This window comes from Pseudomonas monachiensis, assembly GCF_047345015.1.
GTDB classification, from domain to species: Bacteria; Pseudomonadota; Gammaproteobacteria; order Pseudomonadales; family Pseudomonadaceae; genus Aquipseudomonas; species Aquipseudomonas monachiensis.
This window is the reverse complement of the sequence record NZ_CP178857.1, coordinates 5,695,101-5,713,189: the sequence shown is the minus strand read 5'-3', so window position 1 is coordinate 5,713,189 and position 18,089 is coordinate 5,695,101. Positions and strand designations below refer to the sequence as shown.

The 18,089-nt window shown below is 58.8% G+C and carries 13 protein-coding genes; 10 read left to right on the top strand and 3 right to left on the bottom strand.

The features are described from left to right. The first annotated feature begins 1 nt into the window (after position 1). From dgcA to ACMDB8_RS25695, 7 genes are all read left to right on the top strand, one after another. Entirely contained in the window at positions 2-2,062 is a 2,061-nt protein-coding gene (gene dgcA, locus ACMDB8_RS25725; RefSeq protein WP_056726570.1) for a dimethylglycine demethylation protein DgcA, read from the top strand. A gap of 142 nt (positions 2,063-2,204) precedes the next feature. Beyond that, positions 2,205-4,154 carry a dimethylglycine demethylation protein DgcB gene (gene dgcB, locus ACMDB8_RS25720; RefSeq protein ID WP_223541344.1) on the top strand — a complete coding sequence of 650 codons (1,950 nt, stop codon included), beginning with the start codon at positions 2,205-2,207 and terminating at the stop codon, positions 4,152-4,154. Continuing rightward, positions 4,154-5,374, top strand: coding sequence for an electron transfer flavoprotein subunit alpha/FixB family protein (locus ACMDB8_RS25715; RefSeq protein WP_223541345.1), 1,221 nt, complete (start codon positions 4,154-4,156; stop codon positions 5,372-5,374). The genes dgcB and ACMDB8_RS25715 overlap by 1 nt, the downstream gene beginning before the upstream one ends. Before the next feature lie 15 nt (positions 5,375-5,389). Further along, positions 5,390-6,160, top strand: coding sequence for an electron transfer flavoprotein subunit beta (locus ACMDB8_RS25710; protein WP_056726573.1), 771 nt, complete (start codon positions 5,390-5,392; stop codon positions 6,158-6,160). A gap of 45 nt (positions 6,161-6,205) precedes the next feature. Beyond that, complete coding sequence (locus ACMDB8_RS25705) at positions 6,206-6,772, top strand: GNAT family N-acetyltransferase (protein WP_056726574.1); 567 nt, start codon at positions 6,206-6,208, stop codon at positions 6,770-6,772. Between the two features lie 224 nt (positions 6,773-6,996). Further along, positions 6,997-8,166 (top strand): retropepsin-like aspartic protease, encoded by a 1,170-nt coding sequence (locus tag ACMDB8_RS25700; protein WP_409078139.1) that lies wholly within the window; start codon positions 6,997-6,999, stop codon positions 8,164-8,166. A 413-nt stretch (positions 8,167-8,579) separates the two neighbouring features. Further along, positions 8,580-9,413, top strand: a complete 834-nt coding sequence (locus ACMDB8_RS25695) for a lipid II-degrading bacteriocin (RefSeq protein ID WP_409078138.1) — start codon at positions 8,580-8,582, stop codon at positions 9,411-9,413. A 1,351-nt stretch (positions 9,414-10,764) separates the two neighbouring features. Here the strand turns inward: ACMDB8_RS25695 and gbcA are convergent. Next, positions 10,765-12,060 carry a glycine-betaine demethylase subunit GbcA gene (gene gbcA / locus ACMDB8_RS25690; RefSeq protein ID WP_056726576.1) on the bottom strand — a complete coding sequence of 432 codons (1,296 nt, stop codon included), beginning with the start codon at positions 12,058-12,060 and terminating at the stop codon, positions 10,765-10,767. Between the two features lie 287 nt (positions 12,061-12,347). Here gbcA and gbcB point away from each other — a divergent pair, with 287 nt between their 5' ends. Further along, positions 12,348-13,448, top strand: coding sequence for a glycine-betaine demethylase subunit GbcB (gene gbcB, locus ACMDB8_RS25685; RefSeq protein WP_056726680.1), 1,101 nt, complete (start codon positions 12,348-12,350; stop codon positions 13,446-13,448). Between the two features lie 116 nt (positions 13,449-13,564). On the opposite strand, the gene ACMDB8_RS25680 is transcribed toward gbcB, so the two are convergent. Continuing rightward, on the bottom strand, positions 13,565-14,389 hold the full coding sequence (locus tag ACMDB8_RS25680) for an SDR family oxidoreductase (RefSeq protein ID WP_056726577.1): 825 nt from the start codon (positions 14,387-14,389) through the stop codon (positions 13,565-13,567). Positions 14,390-14,594: 205 nt separating this feature from the next. Next, entirely contained in the window at positions 14,595-15,635 is a 1,041-nt protein-coding gene (locus ACMDB8_RS25675) for a low specificity L-threonine aldolase (RefSeq protein WP_056726578.1), read from the bottom strand. 132 nt (positions 15,636-15,767) lie between these two features. On the opposite strand from ACMDB8_RS25675, the gene ACMDB8_RS25670 reads away from it, so the two are divergent. Beyond that, the gene (locus tag ACMDB8_RS25670) at positions 15,768-16,532 is read left to right on the top strand and encodes a TraX family protein (protein WP_409078137.1); all 765 of its coding nucleotides are present in this window, start codon (positions 15,768-15,770) and stop codon (positions 16,530-16,532) included. Positions 16,533-16,814: 282 nt separating this feature from the next. Continuing rightward, entirely contained in the window at positions 16,815-18,068 is a 1,254-nt protein-coding gene (gene glyA / locus ACMDB8_RS25665) for a serine hydroxymethyltransferase (RefSeq protein ID WP_046039380.1), read from the top strand. Positions 18,069-18,089: the final 21 nt, after the last annotated feature.

Genomic DNA, 18,089 nt, shown 5'->3' with positions numbered 1-18,089 from the left:
CATGGCTTTCGAAGCAATGTTCCAGCCGATCCAGATCGGCAAACTGACCATCCGCAACCGCGTGCTCAGCACCGCGCACGCCGAGGTCTATGCCACCGACGGCGGCATGACCACCGACCGGTACGTCAAGTATTACGAAGAGAAAGCCAAGGGCGGGATCGGCCTGGCGATTTGTGGCGGCTCGTCCGTCGTGGCGATCGACAGCCCGCAGGAGTGGTGGAGCTCGGTGAACCTGTCCACCGACCGCATCATTCCGCACTTCCAGAATCTGGCCGATGCCATGCACAAGCACGGCGCCAAGATCATGATCCAGATTACCCACATGGGTCGTCGCTCGCGTTGGGACGGCTTTAACTGGCCAACGTTGATGTCGCCGTCGGGCGTGCGTGAGCCGGTGCACCGTGCCACTTGCAAGACCATCGAGCCGGAAGAAATCTGGCGGGTGATCGGCAACTATGCGCAGGCTGCGCGTCGTGCCAAGGCCGGTGGCCTGGACGGCGTGGAATTGTCGGCTGTGCACCAGCACATGATCGACCAGTTCTGGAGCCCGCGCGTCAACAAGCGTACCGACGAATGGGGCGGTACCTTCGAAGGCCGCATGAAGTTCGGCCTGGAAGTCTTGAAAGCCGTGCGCGCCGAGGTCGGTGACGACTTCTGCGTAGGCATGCGCATCTGCGGTGATGAGTTCCACCCGGACGGCCTGTCCCACGAAGACATGAAGCAGATCGCCAAATATTACGACGACACCGGCATGCTCGATTTCATCGGCGTCGTCGGCTCGGGTTGCGACACTCACAACACCCTGGCCAACGTGATTCCGAACATGAGCTACCCGCCCGAGCCGTTCCTGCACCTGGCGGCCGGGATCAAGGAGGTGGTCAAGGTTCCGGTGCTGCACGCGCAGAACATCAAGGACCCGAACCAGGCCACGCGCATTCTGGAAGGTGGCTACGTCGACATGGTCGGCATGACCCGCGCCCACATCGCCGACCCGCACCTGATCGCCAAGATCAAGATGGGCCAGATCGACCAGATCAAGCAGTGCGTCGGGGCCAACTACTGCATCGACCGTCAATACCAGGGTCTGGATGTGTTGTGCATCCAGAACGCCGCAACTTCCCGTGAATACATGGGCCTGCCACACATCATTGAAAAAACCACCGGCGTGAAACGCAAAGTGGTGGTAGTTGGCGCTGGCCCTGCGGGGATGGAAGCCGCTCGCGTTGCCGCCGAACGTGGCCACAACGTGACCCTGTTCGAGAAGAAAGAATTCATCGGCGGCCAAATCACCACCGCTTCGAAAGCACCACAACGGGATCAGATCGCCGGTATCACCCGCTGGTACCAGTTGGAGCTGGCTCGGTTGAAAGTCGATCTGCGCCTGGGCACTGCGGCGGATGCGCCGACCATCATGGACCTGCGTCCAGACGTGGTGGTGCTGGCCGTCGGTGGACATCCGTTCATCGAGCAGAACGAACACTGGGGTGCGGCTGAAGGTCTGGTGGTCAGCAGCTGGGATGTGCTCGACGGCAAGGTTCTGCCTGGCAAGAACGTGCTGGTTTACGACACCATTTGCGAGTTCACCGGCATGTCTACCGCGGACTTCATTGCGGACAAGGGCAGCCAGGTCGAAATCGTCACCGACGACATCAAGCCGGGCGTGGCGATTGGCGGCACGTCGTTCCCGACGTACTACCGCAGCATGTACCCGAAAGAAGTGATCATGACCGGCGACATGATGCTGGAGAAGGTTTACCGCGAAGGCGACAAGCTGGTTGCAGTGCTGGAAAACGAATACACCGGTGCCAAAGAGGAGCGGGTGGTGGACCAGGTGGTCATCGAAAACGGTGTGCGCCCGGACGAGGAAATCTACTACGCCTTGAAGGAAGGCTCGCGCAACAAAGGCCAGATCGACGTCGAAGCCTTGTTCGCGATCAAGCCGCAACCTTGCCTGGAGCAGAGCGGCGACGGCTACCTGCTGTTCCGCATCGGTGACTGCGTGGCACAGCGCAACGTGCATGCGGCGATCTACGACGCGCTGCGGTTGTGCAAGGATTTCTAAGGTTTTGACACCCCCTGTGTAGGAGCTGCCGAAGGCTGCGATCTTTTGATCTTGTTTTTAAGATCAAGATCAAAAGATCGCAGCCTTCGGCAGCTCCTACGCCGACCGTGTTTCTCCAAGATGTACTGGTGGGAGCTTCACCATGTTGAACACCCTTCTTCCAATCCTGTTGTTCGCCGCCCTGGGCCTTGGTGTCCTGGGCGCGTTGCGGCGGGTGGCCATGTGGCGCCGGGGCCGGGCTTCGAAAGTCGACCTGATCGGCGGCCTGTTCGCCATGCCCAAGCGCTACATGGTCGACTTGCACCATGTGGTGGCGCGAGACAAATACATTGCCAACACCCACGTCGCCACGGCCGGCGGTGCGGTGGCGTCCATCGTGCTGGCGATTCTGGTGCATGGTTTCGGCCTGCATAACCGTTTCCTCGGCTATGCGCTGCTGCTGATGACAGCGGTGATGTTCGTCGGCGCGATCTTTGTTTACCTGCGTCGGCGCAACCCTCCGTCGCGCTTGTCGAAAGGCCCGTGGATGCGCCTGCCGAAAAGCTTGCTGGCGTTCTCGGTCTCGTTCTTCCTGTTGACCCTGCCGGTGGCCGGGATCCTCCCGGAAAACTTCGGTGGCTGGCTGGTGGCGGCGGTTCTCGGGGTAGGCGTGTTGTGGGGCGTGTCGGAACTGTTCTTCGGCATGACCTGGGGCGGGCCGATGAAGCACGCCTTCGCCGGTGCGCTGCACCTGGCCTGGCACCGTCGCGCCGAACGCTTCGGTGGCGGTCGTTCCACGGGCCTCAAACCTCTGGACTTGAACGACCCGACCGCGCCACTGGGCGTGGAAAAACCCAAGGATTTTACCTGGAACCAATTGCTCGGCTTCGACGCCTGCGTGCAGTGCGGTAAATGCGAAGCAGCGTGCCCGGCCTTCGCCGCCGGTCAGCCGCTGAACCCGAAAAAACTGATTCAGGACATGGTCGTCGGCCTGGCCGGTGGCACCGATGCAAAATTCGCCGGCAGCCCGTATCCGGGCAAGCCGATAGGCGAACACGGGGGCAATCCGCATCAACCGATCGTCAACGGTCTGGTGGACGCCGAAACCCTGTGGTCGTGCACCACCTGCCGTGCCTGCGTCGAGGAATGCCCGATGATGATCGAGCACGTCGATGCCATCGTCGACATGCGCCGCCATCTAACCCTGGAAAAAGGCGCGACTCCGAACAAGGGTGCCGAAGTCCTGGAAAACCTGATCGCCACCGACAACCCGGGCGGTTTCGCGCCGGGCGGGCGGATGAACTGGGCAGCAGACTTGAACCTCAATCTGCTGAGCGAAAAGAAATCCACCGACGTGCTGTTCTGGGTTGGCGATGGCGCCTTCGACATGCGCAACCAGCGCACCCTGCGCGCCTTCGTCAAAGTGCTCAAAGCGGCGAAAATCGACTTCGCCGTGCTCGGCCTCGAAGAGCGCGACAGCGGGGATGTGGCCCGACGTCTGGGCGACGAAGCGACCTTCCAGCTGTTGGCCAAACGCAACATCCAGACCCTGGCCAAGTACAGCTTCAACCGCATCGTCACCTGCGATCCGCACAGCTTCCACGTGCTGAAAAACGAGTACGGCGCCTTCGATGGCAACTACCTGGTGCAGCACCACAGCACCTACATGGCGGAAATCATTGATGCTGGCGCGCTGAACCTCGGTCAGCACAAAGGCGACAGCGTGACCTACCACGACCCGTGCTACCTCGGCCGCTACAACGGCGAATACGAGGCGCCGCGTCAGGTCCTGCGCGCCCTCGGGATCGAAGTGAAAGAGATGCAACGTTCCGGTTTCCGCTCCCGCTGCTGCGGCGGTGGTGGCGGCGCGCCGATCACCGACATTCCGGGCAAGCAGCGCATTCCCGACATGCGCATGGAAGACATCCGCGAAACCGGCGCCGAACTGGTGGCCGTGGGTTGTCCACAATGCACCGCGATGCTTGAAGGCGTGGTCGAACCCCGGCCGATGATCAAGGACATCGCCGAACTGGTGGCTGATGCGCTGCTCGAAGACGCCGCGCCGGGAAAGCCTTCGGCACCGGCCAAACGTGAACCTGCGGAGGTGCACTGATGAGCGACATTATCCGCCGCGACCCTCGGGCCGAATGGATTGCCCGCAACCGTCTGCACCCGCTGCACGCAGCCATGCAGCCGGCGCAACACAGCTGGATGGGGCCTAACGGCGTCATCCGCAAAAATCCCCATGGCATCGGTTTCATTGGTCCCAATGGCATCAAGCGTATCGACCGTAGCGGCGCTCAGCAGGGTGGAGCGACAAAACGTTCAGCCGCTGTTGAAGTGCAATTGCCGCTACATCAGGTGACCGCGCCGGCGTTTTACATCAGCGTGGTGCCGGACATGGTCGGTGGCCGCTTGAGCAGCCACGACCGTGACCTGCTGGGCCTGGCCCATCAACTGGCCGGCAAGGACGGCGCAGTGCTGGCCGTGGTGTTCGGCGAACACAAGGAAAACGCCTTCGCCACGGCAGGCGTCGACCGCCTGTTGGTGCTGGAAGGCGAAGAATTCAGCGGTTATGCACCGGAACAACGGGTCCAGGGGCTGCGGGCTGTGGATAACCAGTTCAGTCCGCGTCACTGGTTGCTGCCGGACAGCCGCAGCGGTGGTGGCGAACTTGGTCGCCGCTTTGCCGCCGCACTGGGCGAACGCCCGGCCACGCGGGTTTGGCAGGTCAAGGATCAGGAATGCATCGGCCGCGCCGGTGCTGGTTTGCAGGATCTTGCACGTCCGCTGGCGCGATTGATTCTGGCGGCTGTCGAGTGCGCCGAACCGGTCAGTGAAACCCGTCACGAAGCCTTGCCCGTGGAGTTATCCACAACCGTGGCGCGCAGCCTGTCGCGGATCGAAGATCTGGGCGCGGTGGCCGTCGATCCGGCGGCAATTCCCATGGCGGAAGCCGAGTTCATCTTCTCCGGCGGCAACGGGGTCAAGGACTGGGGCCTTTTCCACAGGACCGCCGAAGCCCTCGGCGCGACCGAAGGCGCATCGCGGGTGGCGGTGGACGACGGCTTCATGGCCCGCGACCGCCAAGTCGGCGCATCCGGTACCTGGGTCACCGCACGGGTCTATGTGGCGGTGGGGATTTCCGGGGCGATCCAGCACCTGCAAGGCATTGGTGCCTGCGACAAGGTGGTGGCGATCAACCTCGACCCCGGCTGCGACATGATCAAGCGCGCGGACCTCTCGGTGATCGGCGAGAGCGCGGAAATTCTTCAAGCCTTGATCGAGGCGGTAGAGGTTTACCGCAACGACGCAAAGCGCGATGCGGCTTAAGGGAAGGAAAGGGTTATGAGCACGAAAATCATCAGCCTGGTGTCCATCGGTGCCCACCCGACATCCGGTCGGCCGCGTCGCGCGGAGCAGGATGCGCGGGCGGTGGAACTGGGCCTGCAACTGGCTGGGGATAACTTGCAGGTGCTGCATGCCGGCGACATTGCCGAGCCTGCCTTGCGCGCCTACCTGGGCATGGGGCTTGAGCAACTGCATGTGCTGGAGCAACCCCAAGGCGCCGACGCGCTACCGGCGCTGACCGACTATTTGCGTGATGCCGGGGCGCAGGTGGTGTTGACCGGCAGCCAGGCGGAAACCGGTGAAGGCTCGGGCATGTTGCCCTTCCTGCTGGCCGAAAGCCTGGGCTGGCCGCTGGTGGTGGGGCTGGCGCAGGTCGAGTCCATCGATGGCGGTTCGGCGCTGGTGCTGCAAGCCTTGCCCCGTGGTCAACGCCGTCGCCTGAAGGTACGCCTGCCGTTTCTGGCGACGGTGGATAACGCCGCCCCCAAGCCTCGGCAAAGCGCTTACGGCCCGGCTCGACGCGGTGTGCTGCAAGCACAGGACGTCGAGGTCATCGACGATGAACTGCTCGCGGTCGCCACTCTGCAACCGGCCAAGCCACGGCCCAAGCGCCTGAAGGTGATCAAGGCCAAGAGCGGCGCCGACCGCATGAAAGCCGCGACGGCCAAGGCCAGTGGTGGAGGCGGGCAGGTGCTTAAAGGCGTAACGGCCCAGGCCGGTGCCGAGGCCATCCTCAAATTGCTGATTGAAGAAGGTGTGGTCCGCTAACGCTTTCCTTCATGTGGACTGGATAAATCTGGCAGAGAAAAAATAATGGCAGTTGAATTTCGTTCGGCAGTGCGTGCGGACGCGCGCGCGATTGCGCGTCTGTTCCAGATTTCCTCAGAGGGCGCTTCGGATTACATCTGGAGCCAGTTGGCCGAGCCCGGTCAGGATTTGCTGGATGTAGGTGCCATTCGATACGCCCGGGACGACGTGGATTTCTCCTACCAGAACTGCCTGATTGCCGAGGCCGATGGTCAGGTCATTGGCATGATGCACAGCTACGCGATGCGCCACGATCCACTGGCTGTGCCGACGACCGACCCGGTACTGGCGCCTTACGCCGACATGGAGGTACCCGATACCCTGTACATCTCCAGCCTGGTCCTGCATGAAGGCTGGCGCAACCGGGGACTGGGCGTGCAGTTTCTCGCCCATGCTCAAGAACGCGCCGACCAACTGGGGCTCAATGGCCTGAGCCTGATCGACTACGCCGCCAACGCTGGCGCCCGGCGTTTTTACGAGCGGCACGGTTTCGGGATCATCAAGACCTGCCAGATCACCCCTCATCCCATGATCCGCGTCAGCGGTGACGCCTATCTTATGCACAGGCCTTGAGCTTGCTCGAGGGGGCGACCGGCGGCGGTTATCCACAACGCCACGAACCCTTGCTCTCGCCCCACGCCGACGAGGGCAGTGAGCTACAGTTTTCAATGCGCTGATCAGGGGTGCGGTACGCTTTCGGGAGCTTTCAGACATTCAGCGCTGACTCATAAAAACCGGTTTTTATGACTGGCCTGAATATGAAGACTTTCGCTCTTCTGGTGCTCTGTGCATCAGCCATGTGGTTATCCACAGGTGTGATCTCTGCCGCCCAGACAAATGCGCCTGTGGCTGACCAGGATTTTTACCGCTGGATAGACTCCGAACAGGGGCGCAGCGCGTCCCTGGCGCAACTGCGGCAACAGTGCGACAAGGTGCTGGATGCCGATAGACACCTCAGTTGCTCGGTAACTGTCTTCGCCAGATTGCTCGAAGCCAAGGCCGCCAACCAACTCCCTGAATACTACCTCGCGATCAAGGCCAGGCATGCCCGGGCGATTGCCGCCAGCGCCGATCTGAAACCTCTGTTCTCCACGTTTGGCAGCAAATCACTGGCTATGCTGGCGGCGACTGGCGATTTCACGGTCAAGGGTTCGACGCGGCATGAGGTGCTGCCGCTCTATCCGTATGCCGGCGACTTTTACATCGCTGAACAAGTGCTGCCATTTATCGAGGTCGGCGCGGCCAATGGTGCCTCGGCGCGTTTTGTACTGGACACGGGGGCACCGCAAACCCGGGTCAACATCGACACCGCGAAACAGATGGGCATCAGGTTGTTGCCCGATGCTTTTTATCGCTACAGCACGTTTTATGGCGAAAAAGGCCTGGCTGCGAGGCTGGGCATTCTCCGGTCGCTGAAAGTCGGCACCCGTGAATTCAGGAACGTCCTGGTCTTTGTCAGCGACCGCGATAATCTGTTGGGGCTGGATCTGATCAGCAAGCTGGGGCGCTTGAAGATCACCAGCAGAACACTGGAGCTGAATCCGCCGCCTGCCACACGCTGTGATGCACCGATTGCCATTAGCCGCCTGGATCTCAATCAACGGTTGGTGGTGGCCGCACAGCTGGATCGCCGGGCAACGCAGGCCATCATCGATACGGGAAATGTCGACTACCTGACGGCCTCGTCACCTGGCAGGCAACTCAGCGATGCGCAGGCGCTGACACCGGGAAGCTCGAGCGTTTCCACCAACGACAACAAGCGTTTCCAACGCTTCGACGGCGTATTGGCCCTGCCGGGCAACACCATGGCGGTTACCTACAAATACTACCCGGGCTTTACCATCCCGCCGGCGCTGATAGCAGGGCAATACGTCCCGTCGATATTGCTCGGATGGCGCGCCTTCAAAGACTTTGAACTGAACCTGGATATTGAGTCGGGTCGGTCGTGTTTTAATAAAGTCGGATAGTAATTTTATTTTGTGTCCGAAAAAATAACCCTGTTCGTAAGACGATTCTTTTATTTGTTTAGGTCTTTTCTTGGTTGTTGATGTTTTGTTTCTTTGTTTGTAGGAAGTGATTGGTTTTTGTTGGTTTTTTACTTTTAATCTCTTTCTATTTCAATTGGTTAGCCTTTTGGTTTGTTGTTTTTAGATGTTTAATAATAAGTCTGGCTCGCCTTCAGAGTCTCAGATTGATCCATGATGAGGCTGTTGTTGGTCGGCATTGATTGATGTATATCTACTTCGCCGGCTGCTGCGATACGAGTTTTTAAAGTCGCGTTATTCTCGACTCATGATGATCATGGATCAAAGGCCGGGCTGGAGATGATATGTGCGGCAACTGTTGGCACAGAAAATTTACATTTATAGGGATGTATCGGATGAACAATGGAATTGTACTCCCTCCTTTAGTAGTTAGAGCAATGGCACCAACTTATTCCCCGGTGCCAGCCGGTGCTGCCTGGCCGGCGCCAATTCCTGCAATGGTGTTTGCTGCTCAGCAAAGGGAACGTAATATTTATTATAGTCAAGGCTTGTGGCGAGAGATGATCATAAAGATCACTGAAGAACAGGGCTTTTACATTAAAAATGGTGTTCTCACCGCTGGCTTCACCCCGGCCTTGGCGCGTGACATGGTGACGATGCCGTTTGCGGATAATTACATTTGTTTAAATCCAAATATGTCACCGACCCAAGCACTGAATTATGCATCTTTTAACTTGGCGAATGCCTCCACTCAACAGCCTACGGGGTTTTCCGGTGGGGTACTAACTCCGGTTGCTGCTTTAGGTCATTTCCTTTTGGGTAAGGGGAGGGCTGCCGAAACAAATATCAATAGTTTAGGGTTGAACTTGTCTAGTACTAAAATTCCTATGCTTGAGGCTGCGCTAGCTGCGGCACCCATAGGTCGGACAGTAATAACTTTGGATAAAGTTCCTTACGACATCTCATCGGATTCTTGGATGACGTCTTCCTGGCTGGGGAATATTACGCTGAAAATTGAAGGTGCTATAACAAGGCAAGATAACGGTCGATTGACATTTAGCGGTGGAGCGCGAGCCTATAATGATATTTATGATGCGAACCCCAGTACTTTTAGAAGTGCGGTTGGGGAAAATGCAACGAGTGTGCTGGCTGTTATTGAGAAATACTTGAATGCAATGCCGTACGAAATCGCTATTAAGGGTACTAACGTAATATATATAGAGCGTTAAATGTTTAGTTGGATTTGATATCGAAAGCGCATAGGTTAGAGGCTTTCGATAGGTATTTTTCAGCTTGGTCGTGCAAAGCTGGCGGCCAAGTTAAATTTCCTAGAGGCGGAATGTTTATGCGGTCTTGTCAGTTTCTGTTAATCGCCATTTTATTTTTTATTGGTGCTTGGATTTGTTTGCTTTGCGCAGGAGTATACGTTCCACCAAATCCGACAGATCTTTCTGATACGGACGGTCTGTCTGCAATAATTCTGTATACGGTTGCTCTACAAGGTATTGGCCTTGTAGCCATCTTGTTTGTCGTGGCGGGAATATTAGTGTCGTTGGGAGTAAAGTCGAAGCCCTATAATGTAAGGTTAATGGTTTTTATATTGTCAAATTCTATTTTTGTACTTTCATCTTTTCTAGGCATTTCGATAATTTTGTCAAATGTATTTGGCACACTTTGCGGTGGATTTGGACTTGTTCTTTATTTAAGTGCGATTGGTCTGACGCTGGCTGCTGCTCCCAGGCGCCCATAGTTTCGGTCTAAGGTGCCGACATCCTGATCCCTGTGACACGCTTTCAGTTCTTCATAAGCGTGTTTACCCACAATCCCTGTTGGTGGTTCTGTGGATAACATGTTCGCCCCTCGCTACACCCCATATAGATCAAGCCCTGCAAGCCTTCGGTTAAAAAACAACCAGCCCTGTTCGTGGTTTTCCCAAGCTTTTTCAAGGGGATAAGTGCTGCTGTGGATGCAGACTTGCCCCCAATCTCTGTTGGCGCTTCTGTGGATAAGATGTTTGCTATCGGCTGTAGGCCTTACAAATAGCGGCTTTCATGGGTGTGATCAAAAAGTGATCAATTGATGGTTGTGAGCCGTAGAATTCCATGCAGACACCGGCTTTTTGCGGGTCATAGCGGTTTTCCACAGCGTCTTCGAAGTTAACCCCAAAGTCTGTTGGCGCTTCTGTGGATAAGGTGTTTGCCATCCTCTGGAAGCTACGCAGTTCGTGCCTTTCAGGCTTCTGATCAAAAAACGACCAGTCCGTCCGTGGAAGCATGCTTCTGGATAAGTCACGGTTTTTCTTTGGTTTTTGTGGAGAAATTTTGCAACCTTTCCACAGTTGTCCCCAATAGCTGTGGGTGGAGATGTGGATAACTTGTTTGCGGAAGGCTGGGAGGTGCGGCGGGCATAGGCCTGAACGAGATAGATCATATTTCGTACAGTTCTAAATGATCGGGGAAAGTGAGGCCGCTTTCGCGAGCAAGCCCGCTCCCACAATGACCGAGGCGTTCACAGGGTTTGTGTGCGCCACCGATCCACTGTGGGAGCGGGCTTGCTCGCGAAGCTTTTTGCGTTTGATGTTTAGCCGCTAACCGGAACCCCTTTCAGATACGGCGCAGGCTCGGCCCCCAGGTTGCTCAGCAGACGCTCGCTGTACCAGTCCACGAAGTTCACCACGCCAAACTCATAGGTCTTGGAGTATGGCCCAGGCTGGTACGCGGTGGAGTTGATGCCGCGCTGGTTCTCTTCGGCCAGGCGGCGGTCCTGGTCGTTGGTGGCGTCCCAGACCTGGCGCATGCGCTCCACGTCGTAGTCCACGCCTTCGACCGCGTCCTTGTGCACGATCCACTTGGTGGTGACCATGGTTTCCTGGGCGCTGATCGGCCACACGGTGAACACGATGATGTGATCGCCCATGCAGTGGTTCCAGGAGTGGGGCAGATGCAGGATGCGCATCGAGCCCAGGTCCGGGTTCTTGATGCGGCCCATCAGCTTGGCGCAGCCCTGTTTGCCGTCCATGGTCATCGACACGGTGCCCTTGAGCAGCGGCATGCGCACGATGCGGTTACGCAGGCCGAAGCTGGCGTGGGCGTAAGGGATCTTCTCGGCTTCCCAGGCAGCGGCGGAGGCGGCCACGTGGTCCTTGAACGCCTGGTCGGCGCGCGGATCGGTGACGTCGTCCCATTCCAGCAGGGTTTTGAGCAGTTCCGGGTGCGACGCGTTGCAGTGGTAGCACTCGCGGTTGTTTTCCAGCACCAGTTTCCAGTTGGCCTTTTCCATCAAGGTGGTTTGCACCGCCACCTTGGTGTTCTCCATGTCGTACGGTTCCATGTAGTGGTTGAGCGTCGACAGGAAGTCATCGATGGCCGGTGGGTTCTCCGCCAGGCTGATGAAGATGTAGCCGCCAGCGGTCTTCACGTTCACTGGCTTGAGGCCGTACTGGTTCATGTCGAAGTCGGCGCCCATTTCGGTGCCGGCGAACAGCAGGCGGCCGTCCAGTTCGTAGGTCCACTGGTGGTAGTGGCAGACCAGCTTGGCGACCTTGCCCTTGTCGCTGGTGCACAGACGCGAGCCACGGTGGCGGCAGACGTTGTGGAACGCATGCACCACGCCTTCGGCGCCACGGATCACGATGATCGGGTTCTTGCCGATCTGCAGGGTCAGGTAGTTGCCCTTGGCGGGGATCTCGCAGGTCATGCCCGCGATCAACCACTCTTTCTGAAAGATTTCCTGCATGTCGATATCAAACAGGCGCTCGTCGGAGTAAAACGGCTGCGGCAGCGAGAACGTGCGCTCGCGCTCTTGCAGCATCTGTGCAGTGGCCTTGCGTGCGGGTTCCAGCGGATCGCCCAGGCTGATTTTTGCGGTGACGTCCATCGATTTGATCCTCAAGGCCATTCTGTGTGGCCGGCGAAAGTGACTTGGCTACGGTTTGCTACGCAAGGTGTAAAAGGTTGTGTCTTGGTATGGGGCGAGTGTGGGGCCGGCGCGGGGCAGAACCTTATCCATGGGCGACATGGTGCAATCTGTTCCCGACGCGCAAGCCCCGGTAGCCGGGGGCTGGTCGCGATAAGCATGTCAATGTCGCAGATAGGTAAATGGATGGTTCGCGCTATACGCAGAATCGCCAACATGAAGGCCGGCAGTCGGCCGTGGAGATCAGCATGTCCAATAGTTTCCTGAATCCGGTAACCACCCAGACCTGGGCCAATGGTCGACACATCGTCCGTTGCGTCAAAGTCATCCAGGAAACCTGGGATGTGCGCACCTTTTGCTTCATGGCCGACCAACCGATCATGTTCTTCTTCAAGCCGGGGCAGTTCGTCACCCTTGAGCTGGAGATCGAAGGGCAGCCGATCATGCGCTCGTACACCATTTCCAGCTCGCCGTCGGTGCCGTACAGCTTTTCGGTAACCATCAAGCGCGTGCCGGGTGGCAAGGTGTCCAACTGGTTGCACGACACCCTGCACGAAGGCCAGGAGCTGGCGGTGCACGGGCCGGTCGGGCTGTTCAACGCCATGGACTTCCCGAGCCCGAAAGTCCTGTACCTGAGCGGCGGCGTGGGGATCACCCCGTGCATGTCCATGGCGCGCTGGTTCTATGACACCAACGCCAACGTCGACATGACGTTTATCCACAGCGCCCGCTCGCCCAAAGACATCATCTATCACCGCGAGCTGGAACACATGGCGTCGCGGATCGATAACTTCAGCCTGCACCTGATCTGCGAGAAGCACGGACTGGGCGAGCCATGGGCCGGTTATCGCGGTTACCTCAATCACAAGATGCTGGAACTGATGGTTCCTGACTTCCTCGAGCGCGAAGTGTTCTGCTGCGGCCCGACGCCATACATGAACGCGGTCAAACGCTTGCTCGAAGCCGCTGGCTTCGACATGTCGCGTTACCACGAAGAGTCCTTCGGAGCGACCCCGCCAGAGGCGCGCGCCGACGCCGTGGAGCACGCCGAGCAAGCGGCCGACGCACCGGAACTCGACGCGGCAGACCTGCATCAAGTGGAATTCACCGCCTCCGGCAAGAGCATCCGCGTGGCCCCGGGCGAGACCGTGCATGCGGCAGCGGCCAAGGTCGGCCTGCTGATTCCGAAAGCGTGCGGCATGGGGATTTGCGGGACGTGCAAGGTGTTGAAGCTGGGCGGCGAAGTGGAGATGGAGCACAACGGCGGGATCACCGAGGAAGACGAAGCCGAAGGGTTCATCCTGTCGTGCTGCAGCGTGCCGAAGGGGGATGTGCGGATCGAGTTCTAAACAGCGCCGATCTTCGCCCTGTAGGAGCAGCCGAAGGCTGCGATCTTTTGACTTTTTTACAATCAAGATCAAAAGATCGCAGCCTTCGGCAGCTCCTACGGGGCATGTTTAGAAAATCAGTCGACAAACAGATCCGTCATCAGCTTGTCGCTGCTGTCGGGCGCGAACCGATAGTGTTCGAACTCCGTCACACCGTTCTCCCGCAGTATCTCCTCATCAATCAGCAAGCGCCCGGTGATGCTGCGCCCGCTGCTGCCCAGAATCACATGCGCCGCATCCGCCATGATCGCTGGCAGGCGCGCATGCTTGAACGATTCCCTCGACCCCAGCTGAAACTCGATGGCGGCGGTGGCAATCATCGTCTGTGGCCACAGCGAGTTGACGCTGATCCCGTAGTTCTTGAATTCCTCACTCATGCCAAGCGTCAGCATGCTCATGCCGTACTTGGTGACGGTATAGGGGCTGTATTGGGCGAACCACTTGGTGGCCAGGTTCAGCGGAGGGGACAGGTTGAGGATGTGGCCACCGGACTTCTTCAGGTACGGCAACGCAGCCTGGCTGCACAGCAAGACGGCGCGGGTGTTGATCTGGTGCATCAGGTCGAAGCGCTTGAGTTCGAGGTGCTGGACCCCGGTGAGCTTGATCGCCCCGGCGTTGTTGATCAGTGCATCGATACCACCGAAATGTTCGTTGGCCTGGGCCAGGGCCTCACGTACGGCATCCTCCTCCCGCACATCCACTTGCAAGGCCAGCGCCTTGCCGCCTGCGGCTTCCACTTCCTTGGCCACACTGAAAATCGTGCCCGGCAGCTTGGCGTGGGGTTCGGCGCTTTTGGCGGCTATGACGATGTTGGCCCCGTCGCGTGCGGCCCGCAGCGCGATCTCGCGGCCAATGCCGCGGCTGGCGCCGGTGATGAACAGGGTTTTGCCTTGCAATGACATGCTGACGCTCCTGATTGTTGTTATGTGAGCGGTTCGGCTCGACAAACAATGTAGACGAGGAGCAAGCAACAGGGGGAGATGGTGTTGGCTTTTGTGGGAGCGAGCTTGCTCGCGATAGCGGAGTGTCAGTCGACATCAATGTTGGATGTGCTGGCCTCATCGCGAGCAAGCTCGCTCCCACAGGGGAGCGGTGTAAACCAATGTTTTAGTGGGACATGACTTCCCGGATATCCCGCGCCAGTTCCCGCACCCGCTCTTCCTCGGTGTCCCACGAGCACATGAAGCGTGCGCCGCCGTTGCCGATGAAGGTGTAGAAGCGCCAGCCCTTGGCGGTCAGTGCGGCGATGGCCGGTTCCGACAGTTGCAGGAACACGCCGTTGGCCTGTACCGGGAACATCAGCTCAACGCCGGGAATGTCGCTGACCAGTTCGGCGAGCAATTGTGCGCAGTGGTTGGCGTGGTTGGCGTATTTGAGCCAGGCGTCGTTTTCCAGGATCCCGACCCACGGTGCCGACAGGAAGCGCATTTTCGAGGCCAGCTGCCCGGCCTGCTTGCAGCGGTAATCGAAGTCTTCGGCCAGTTTGTGGTTGAAGAACAGTATTGCCTCGCCCACCGCCATGCCGTTTTTCGTGCCGCCAAAGCACAGCACGTCGACACCGGCCTTCCAGGTCAGGTCAGCCGGGGTGCAGCCGAGGAATGCGCAGGCGTTGGAGAAGCGCGCGCCGTCCATGTGCAGGTTCAAGCCAAGCTCTTTGCAGGTGGCGCTGATGGCGCGGATTTCGTCCGGCGTGTAGACGCTGCCGACTTCGGTGGCTTGGGTCAGGGTCACGACGCGGGGTTTCGGGTAATGGATGTCCTGGCGCTTGAGCGCGACCTCGCGGATCGATTCCGGGGTCAGCTTGCCGTTTTCAGTGCGGGCGATCAGCAGTTTGGAGCCGTTGGAGAAGAATTCCGGGGCGCCGCATTCGTCAGTTTCGACGTGGGCGGTTTCCGAGCAGATTACGCTGTGGTAACTCTGGCACAACGACGACAACGCCAGCGAGTTGGCGGCGGTGCCATTGAAGGCGAAAAACACTTCGCAGTCGGTTTCGAACAGCTTGCGGAATCCGTCAGAGGCGCGGGCGGTCCACTCGTCGTCGCCGTATGCGCGTTGGTGGCCGTGGTTGGCCTGTTCCATGGCCGCCCAGGCTTCAGGGCAGATGCCGGAATAGTTGTCGCTGGCGAATTGTTGGCTCTTGTCGGTCATGGCCTGCTTCCGTGGTCGAGATGCCTATGGTGAAGCGTCCCGTGGTCAATGAGGGTGCGCACCGTACCCAAGATCGTCAGGTGGAGCACACTGGATGTCGCTGTCGGGAACATACACAGTCGAAGGGCAATTATGCACGTGACTATGTACAAGAGCATGTACAAGAGCATGCACGAGGCCATGCACTTAAAGCCGCGCGATGGGGCACTGGATCTGCTCAAGTGGCTGGCGCTTTTGAGCATGGTGCTCGATCACCTGCGATATGTCGGTTATTCCGCCGATTTGTTGTATGTGCCGGGGCGCCTGGCGTTTCCGTGGTTCTGCCTGGCGATGGCGGTCAATCTGGCGCGAAAGCCTGTTTTGGTGAACGCCGGGCAATGGCGTTATCTGGGCTGGTTGTTGCTGTTTAGTGCGGTGAGTGAAATTCCTTACCGGATGTACATTCCCAATCCCGACACCTTGAATGTGCTGCCCACCCTTGCCCTGGGCTTGCTGGTGGTTCGTGGCTGGCAGCAGCCGGTGCTTGCGTCGCGCCTGCTGGCGGTGGGCGCGTTGCTGTTGGCAGGTTTTTTCTCCCAGCGATTGATGTTCGGGTTCTTTGGCGTGCTGTTGCCACTGGCGATGTTGCTGGTGCTGCAACGGCCCTGGTATTTCGCGCTGTTGGCGGGGTTGGTATGCCTGGCGGCCAATCAGTGGCAGGTGCTGTATTACGCCGCTCGTCTGGGCAATTTCACGGCGATTCCGGCCATCGTCGCGTGTCTGATTGCGCCATGGCTCGGGCTGTTCTTGTTGCGACATGCAAAGGACGTAAAACCACCACCGATGCGGCGCTGGGCGTATGCGCTCTATCCATTGCATTTCCTGGTGTTGCTTGCAGTGCGTCAGGTTATCGCCTGACCCTGTGGGAGCGGGTTTGCTCGCGAAGCAGGCACTGCGGTATTTCAGACAGACTGCGTTATCGTTCTTCGCGAGCAAGCCCGCTCCCACAGGGGTTGCATGCTGATTTGAGGTTTGTGTTTGGCCCGCCATTTCTCCCCATGTCGTAAACGCACCTTTGCGTGGCGCCCGTAGGCATTTGACCCTTTGAAGCCAGTCATACCATCGCTACCAAAGGGCACTGCCGAAATGCCAGTGCCTTACCGAGACGAATGGCGCAAAGATGCCGCTGGGAGAGACGCGATGTTCAGCAAGCAAGACCAGATCCAGGGTTACGACGATGCACTGCTGGCGGCGATGAATGCCGAGGAGCAACGCCAGGAAGATCACATCGAGCTGATCGCGTCGGAGAACTACACCAGCAAGCGCGTGATGGAAGCGCAAGGCAGCGGTCTGACCAACAAATATGCCGAAGGCTACCCGGGCAAGCGCTACTACGGTGGCTGCGAGCACGTCGACAAGGTTGAGGCGCTGGCCATCGAGCGCGCCAAGCAACTGTTCGGCGCCGATTACGCCAACGTGCAGCCGCACTCCGGTTCCTCGGCCAACAGCGCCGTGTACCTGGCCCTGCTGCAAGCCGGCGACACCATCCTCGGCATGAGCCTGGCCCACGGCGGTCACCTGACCCACGGCGCCAAAGTGTCGTCCTCGGGCAAGCTGTACAACGCCGTGCAGTACGGCATCGACACCAAGACCGGTCTGATCGATTACGACGAAGTCGAGCGCCTGGCCGTCGAGTGCAAGCCGAAGATGATCGTTGCCGGCTTCTCGGCCTACTCCAAGACCCTCGACTTCCCACGCTTCCGCCAGATTGCCGACAAGGTTGGTGCACTGCTGTTCGTCGACATGGCCCACGTGGCCGGTCTGGTCGCTGCCGGCCTGTACCCGAACCCGCTGCCGTACGCCGATGTGGTCACCACCACTACCCACAAGACCCTGCGCGGTCCACGTGGCGGCCTGATCCTGGCCAAGTCCAACGAAGAAATCGAGAAGAAGCTCAACGCGGCAGTTTTCCCGGGTGCCCAGGGCGGCCCGCTGATGCACGTGATCGCCGGTAAGGCGGTGTGCTTCAAGGAAGCGCTGGAGCCTGGCTTCAAGGTTTACCAGCAGCAAGTGATCGACAACGCCCAGGCCATGGCCGGCGTGTTTATCAAACGCGGCTACGATGTAGTGTCCGGCGGTACCGACAACCATCTGTTCCTGGTCAGCCTGATCCGTCAGGGCCTCACCGGTAAAGAGGCAGATGCCGCTCTCGGTCGCGCCCACATCACTGTGAACAAGAACGCTGTCCCGAACGATCCACAGTCGCCGTTCGTGACCTCGGGCCTGCGCATCGGTACCCCGGCGGTCACCACTCGCGGCTTCAAGGTGACCCAGTGCGTCACGCTGGCCGGCTGGATCTGCGACATCCTCGACAACCTCGGCGACGCCGATGTCGAGGCCAATGTCGCCGAGCAAGTGGCAGCCCTGTGCGCGGACTTCCCGGTTTATCGCTGAGTGCGGTTTTGGAGTAAATGA

Bases quoted from the DNA above. Each gene is read 5' to 3' on its own strand.
- ACMDB8_RS25675 (WP_056726578.1), bottom strand. From the start codon at position 15,635: ATGACCGACAAGAGCCAACAATTCGCCAGCGACAACTATTCCGGCATC.
- glyA (WP_046039380.1), top strand. From the start codon at position 16,815: ATGTTCAGCAAGCAAGACCAGATCCAGGGTTACGACGATGCACTGCTG.
- ACMDB8_RS25710 (WP_056726573.1), top strand. From the start codon at position 5,390: ATGAGCACGAAAATCATCAGCCTGGTGTCCATCGGTGCCCACCCGACA.
- ACMDB8_RS25715 (WP_223541345.1), top strand. From the start codon at position 4,154: ATGAGCGACATTATCCGCCGCGACCCTCGGGCCGAATGGATTGCCCGC.
- dgcA (WP_056726570.1), top strand. From the start codon at position 2: ATGGCTTTCGAAGCAATGTTCCAGCCGATCCAGATCGGCAAACTGACC.
- ACMDB8_RS25705 (WP_056726574.1), top strand. From the start codon at position 6,206: ATGGCAGTTGAATTTCGTTCGGCAGTGCGTGCGGACGCGCGCGCGATT.
- ACMDB8_RS25680 (WP_056726577.1), bottom strand. From the start codon at position 14,389: ATGTCATTGCAAGGCAAAACCCTGTTCATCACCGGCGCCAGCCGCGGC.
- ACMDB8_RS25670 (WP_409078137.1), top strand. From the start codon at position 15,768: ATGCACGTGACTATGTACAAGAGCATGTACAAGAGCATGCACGAGGCC.
- ACMDB8_RS25695 (WP_409078138.1), top strand. From the start codon at position 8,580: ATGAACAATGGAATTGTACTCCCTCCTTTAGTAGTTAGAGCAATGGCA.
- gbcB (WP_056726680.1), top strand. From the start codon at position 12,348: ATGTCCAATAGTTTCCTGAATCCGGTAACCACCCAGACCTGGGCCAAT.
- dgcB (WP_223541344.1), top strand. From the start codon at position 2,205: ATGTTGAACACCCTTCTTCCAATCCTGTTGTTCGCCGCCCTGGGCCTT.
- ACMDB8_RS25700 (WP_409078139.1), top strand. From the start codon at position 6,997: ATGTGGTTATCCACAGGTGTGATCTCTGCCGCCCAGACAAATGCGCCT.
- gbcA (WP_056726576.1), bottom strand. From the start codon at position 12,060: ATGGACGTCACCGCAAAAATCAGCCTGGGCGATCCGCTGGAACCCGCA.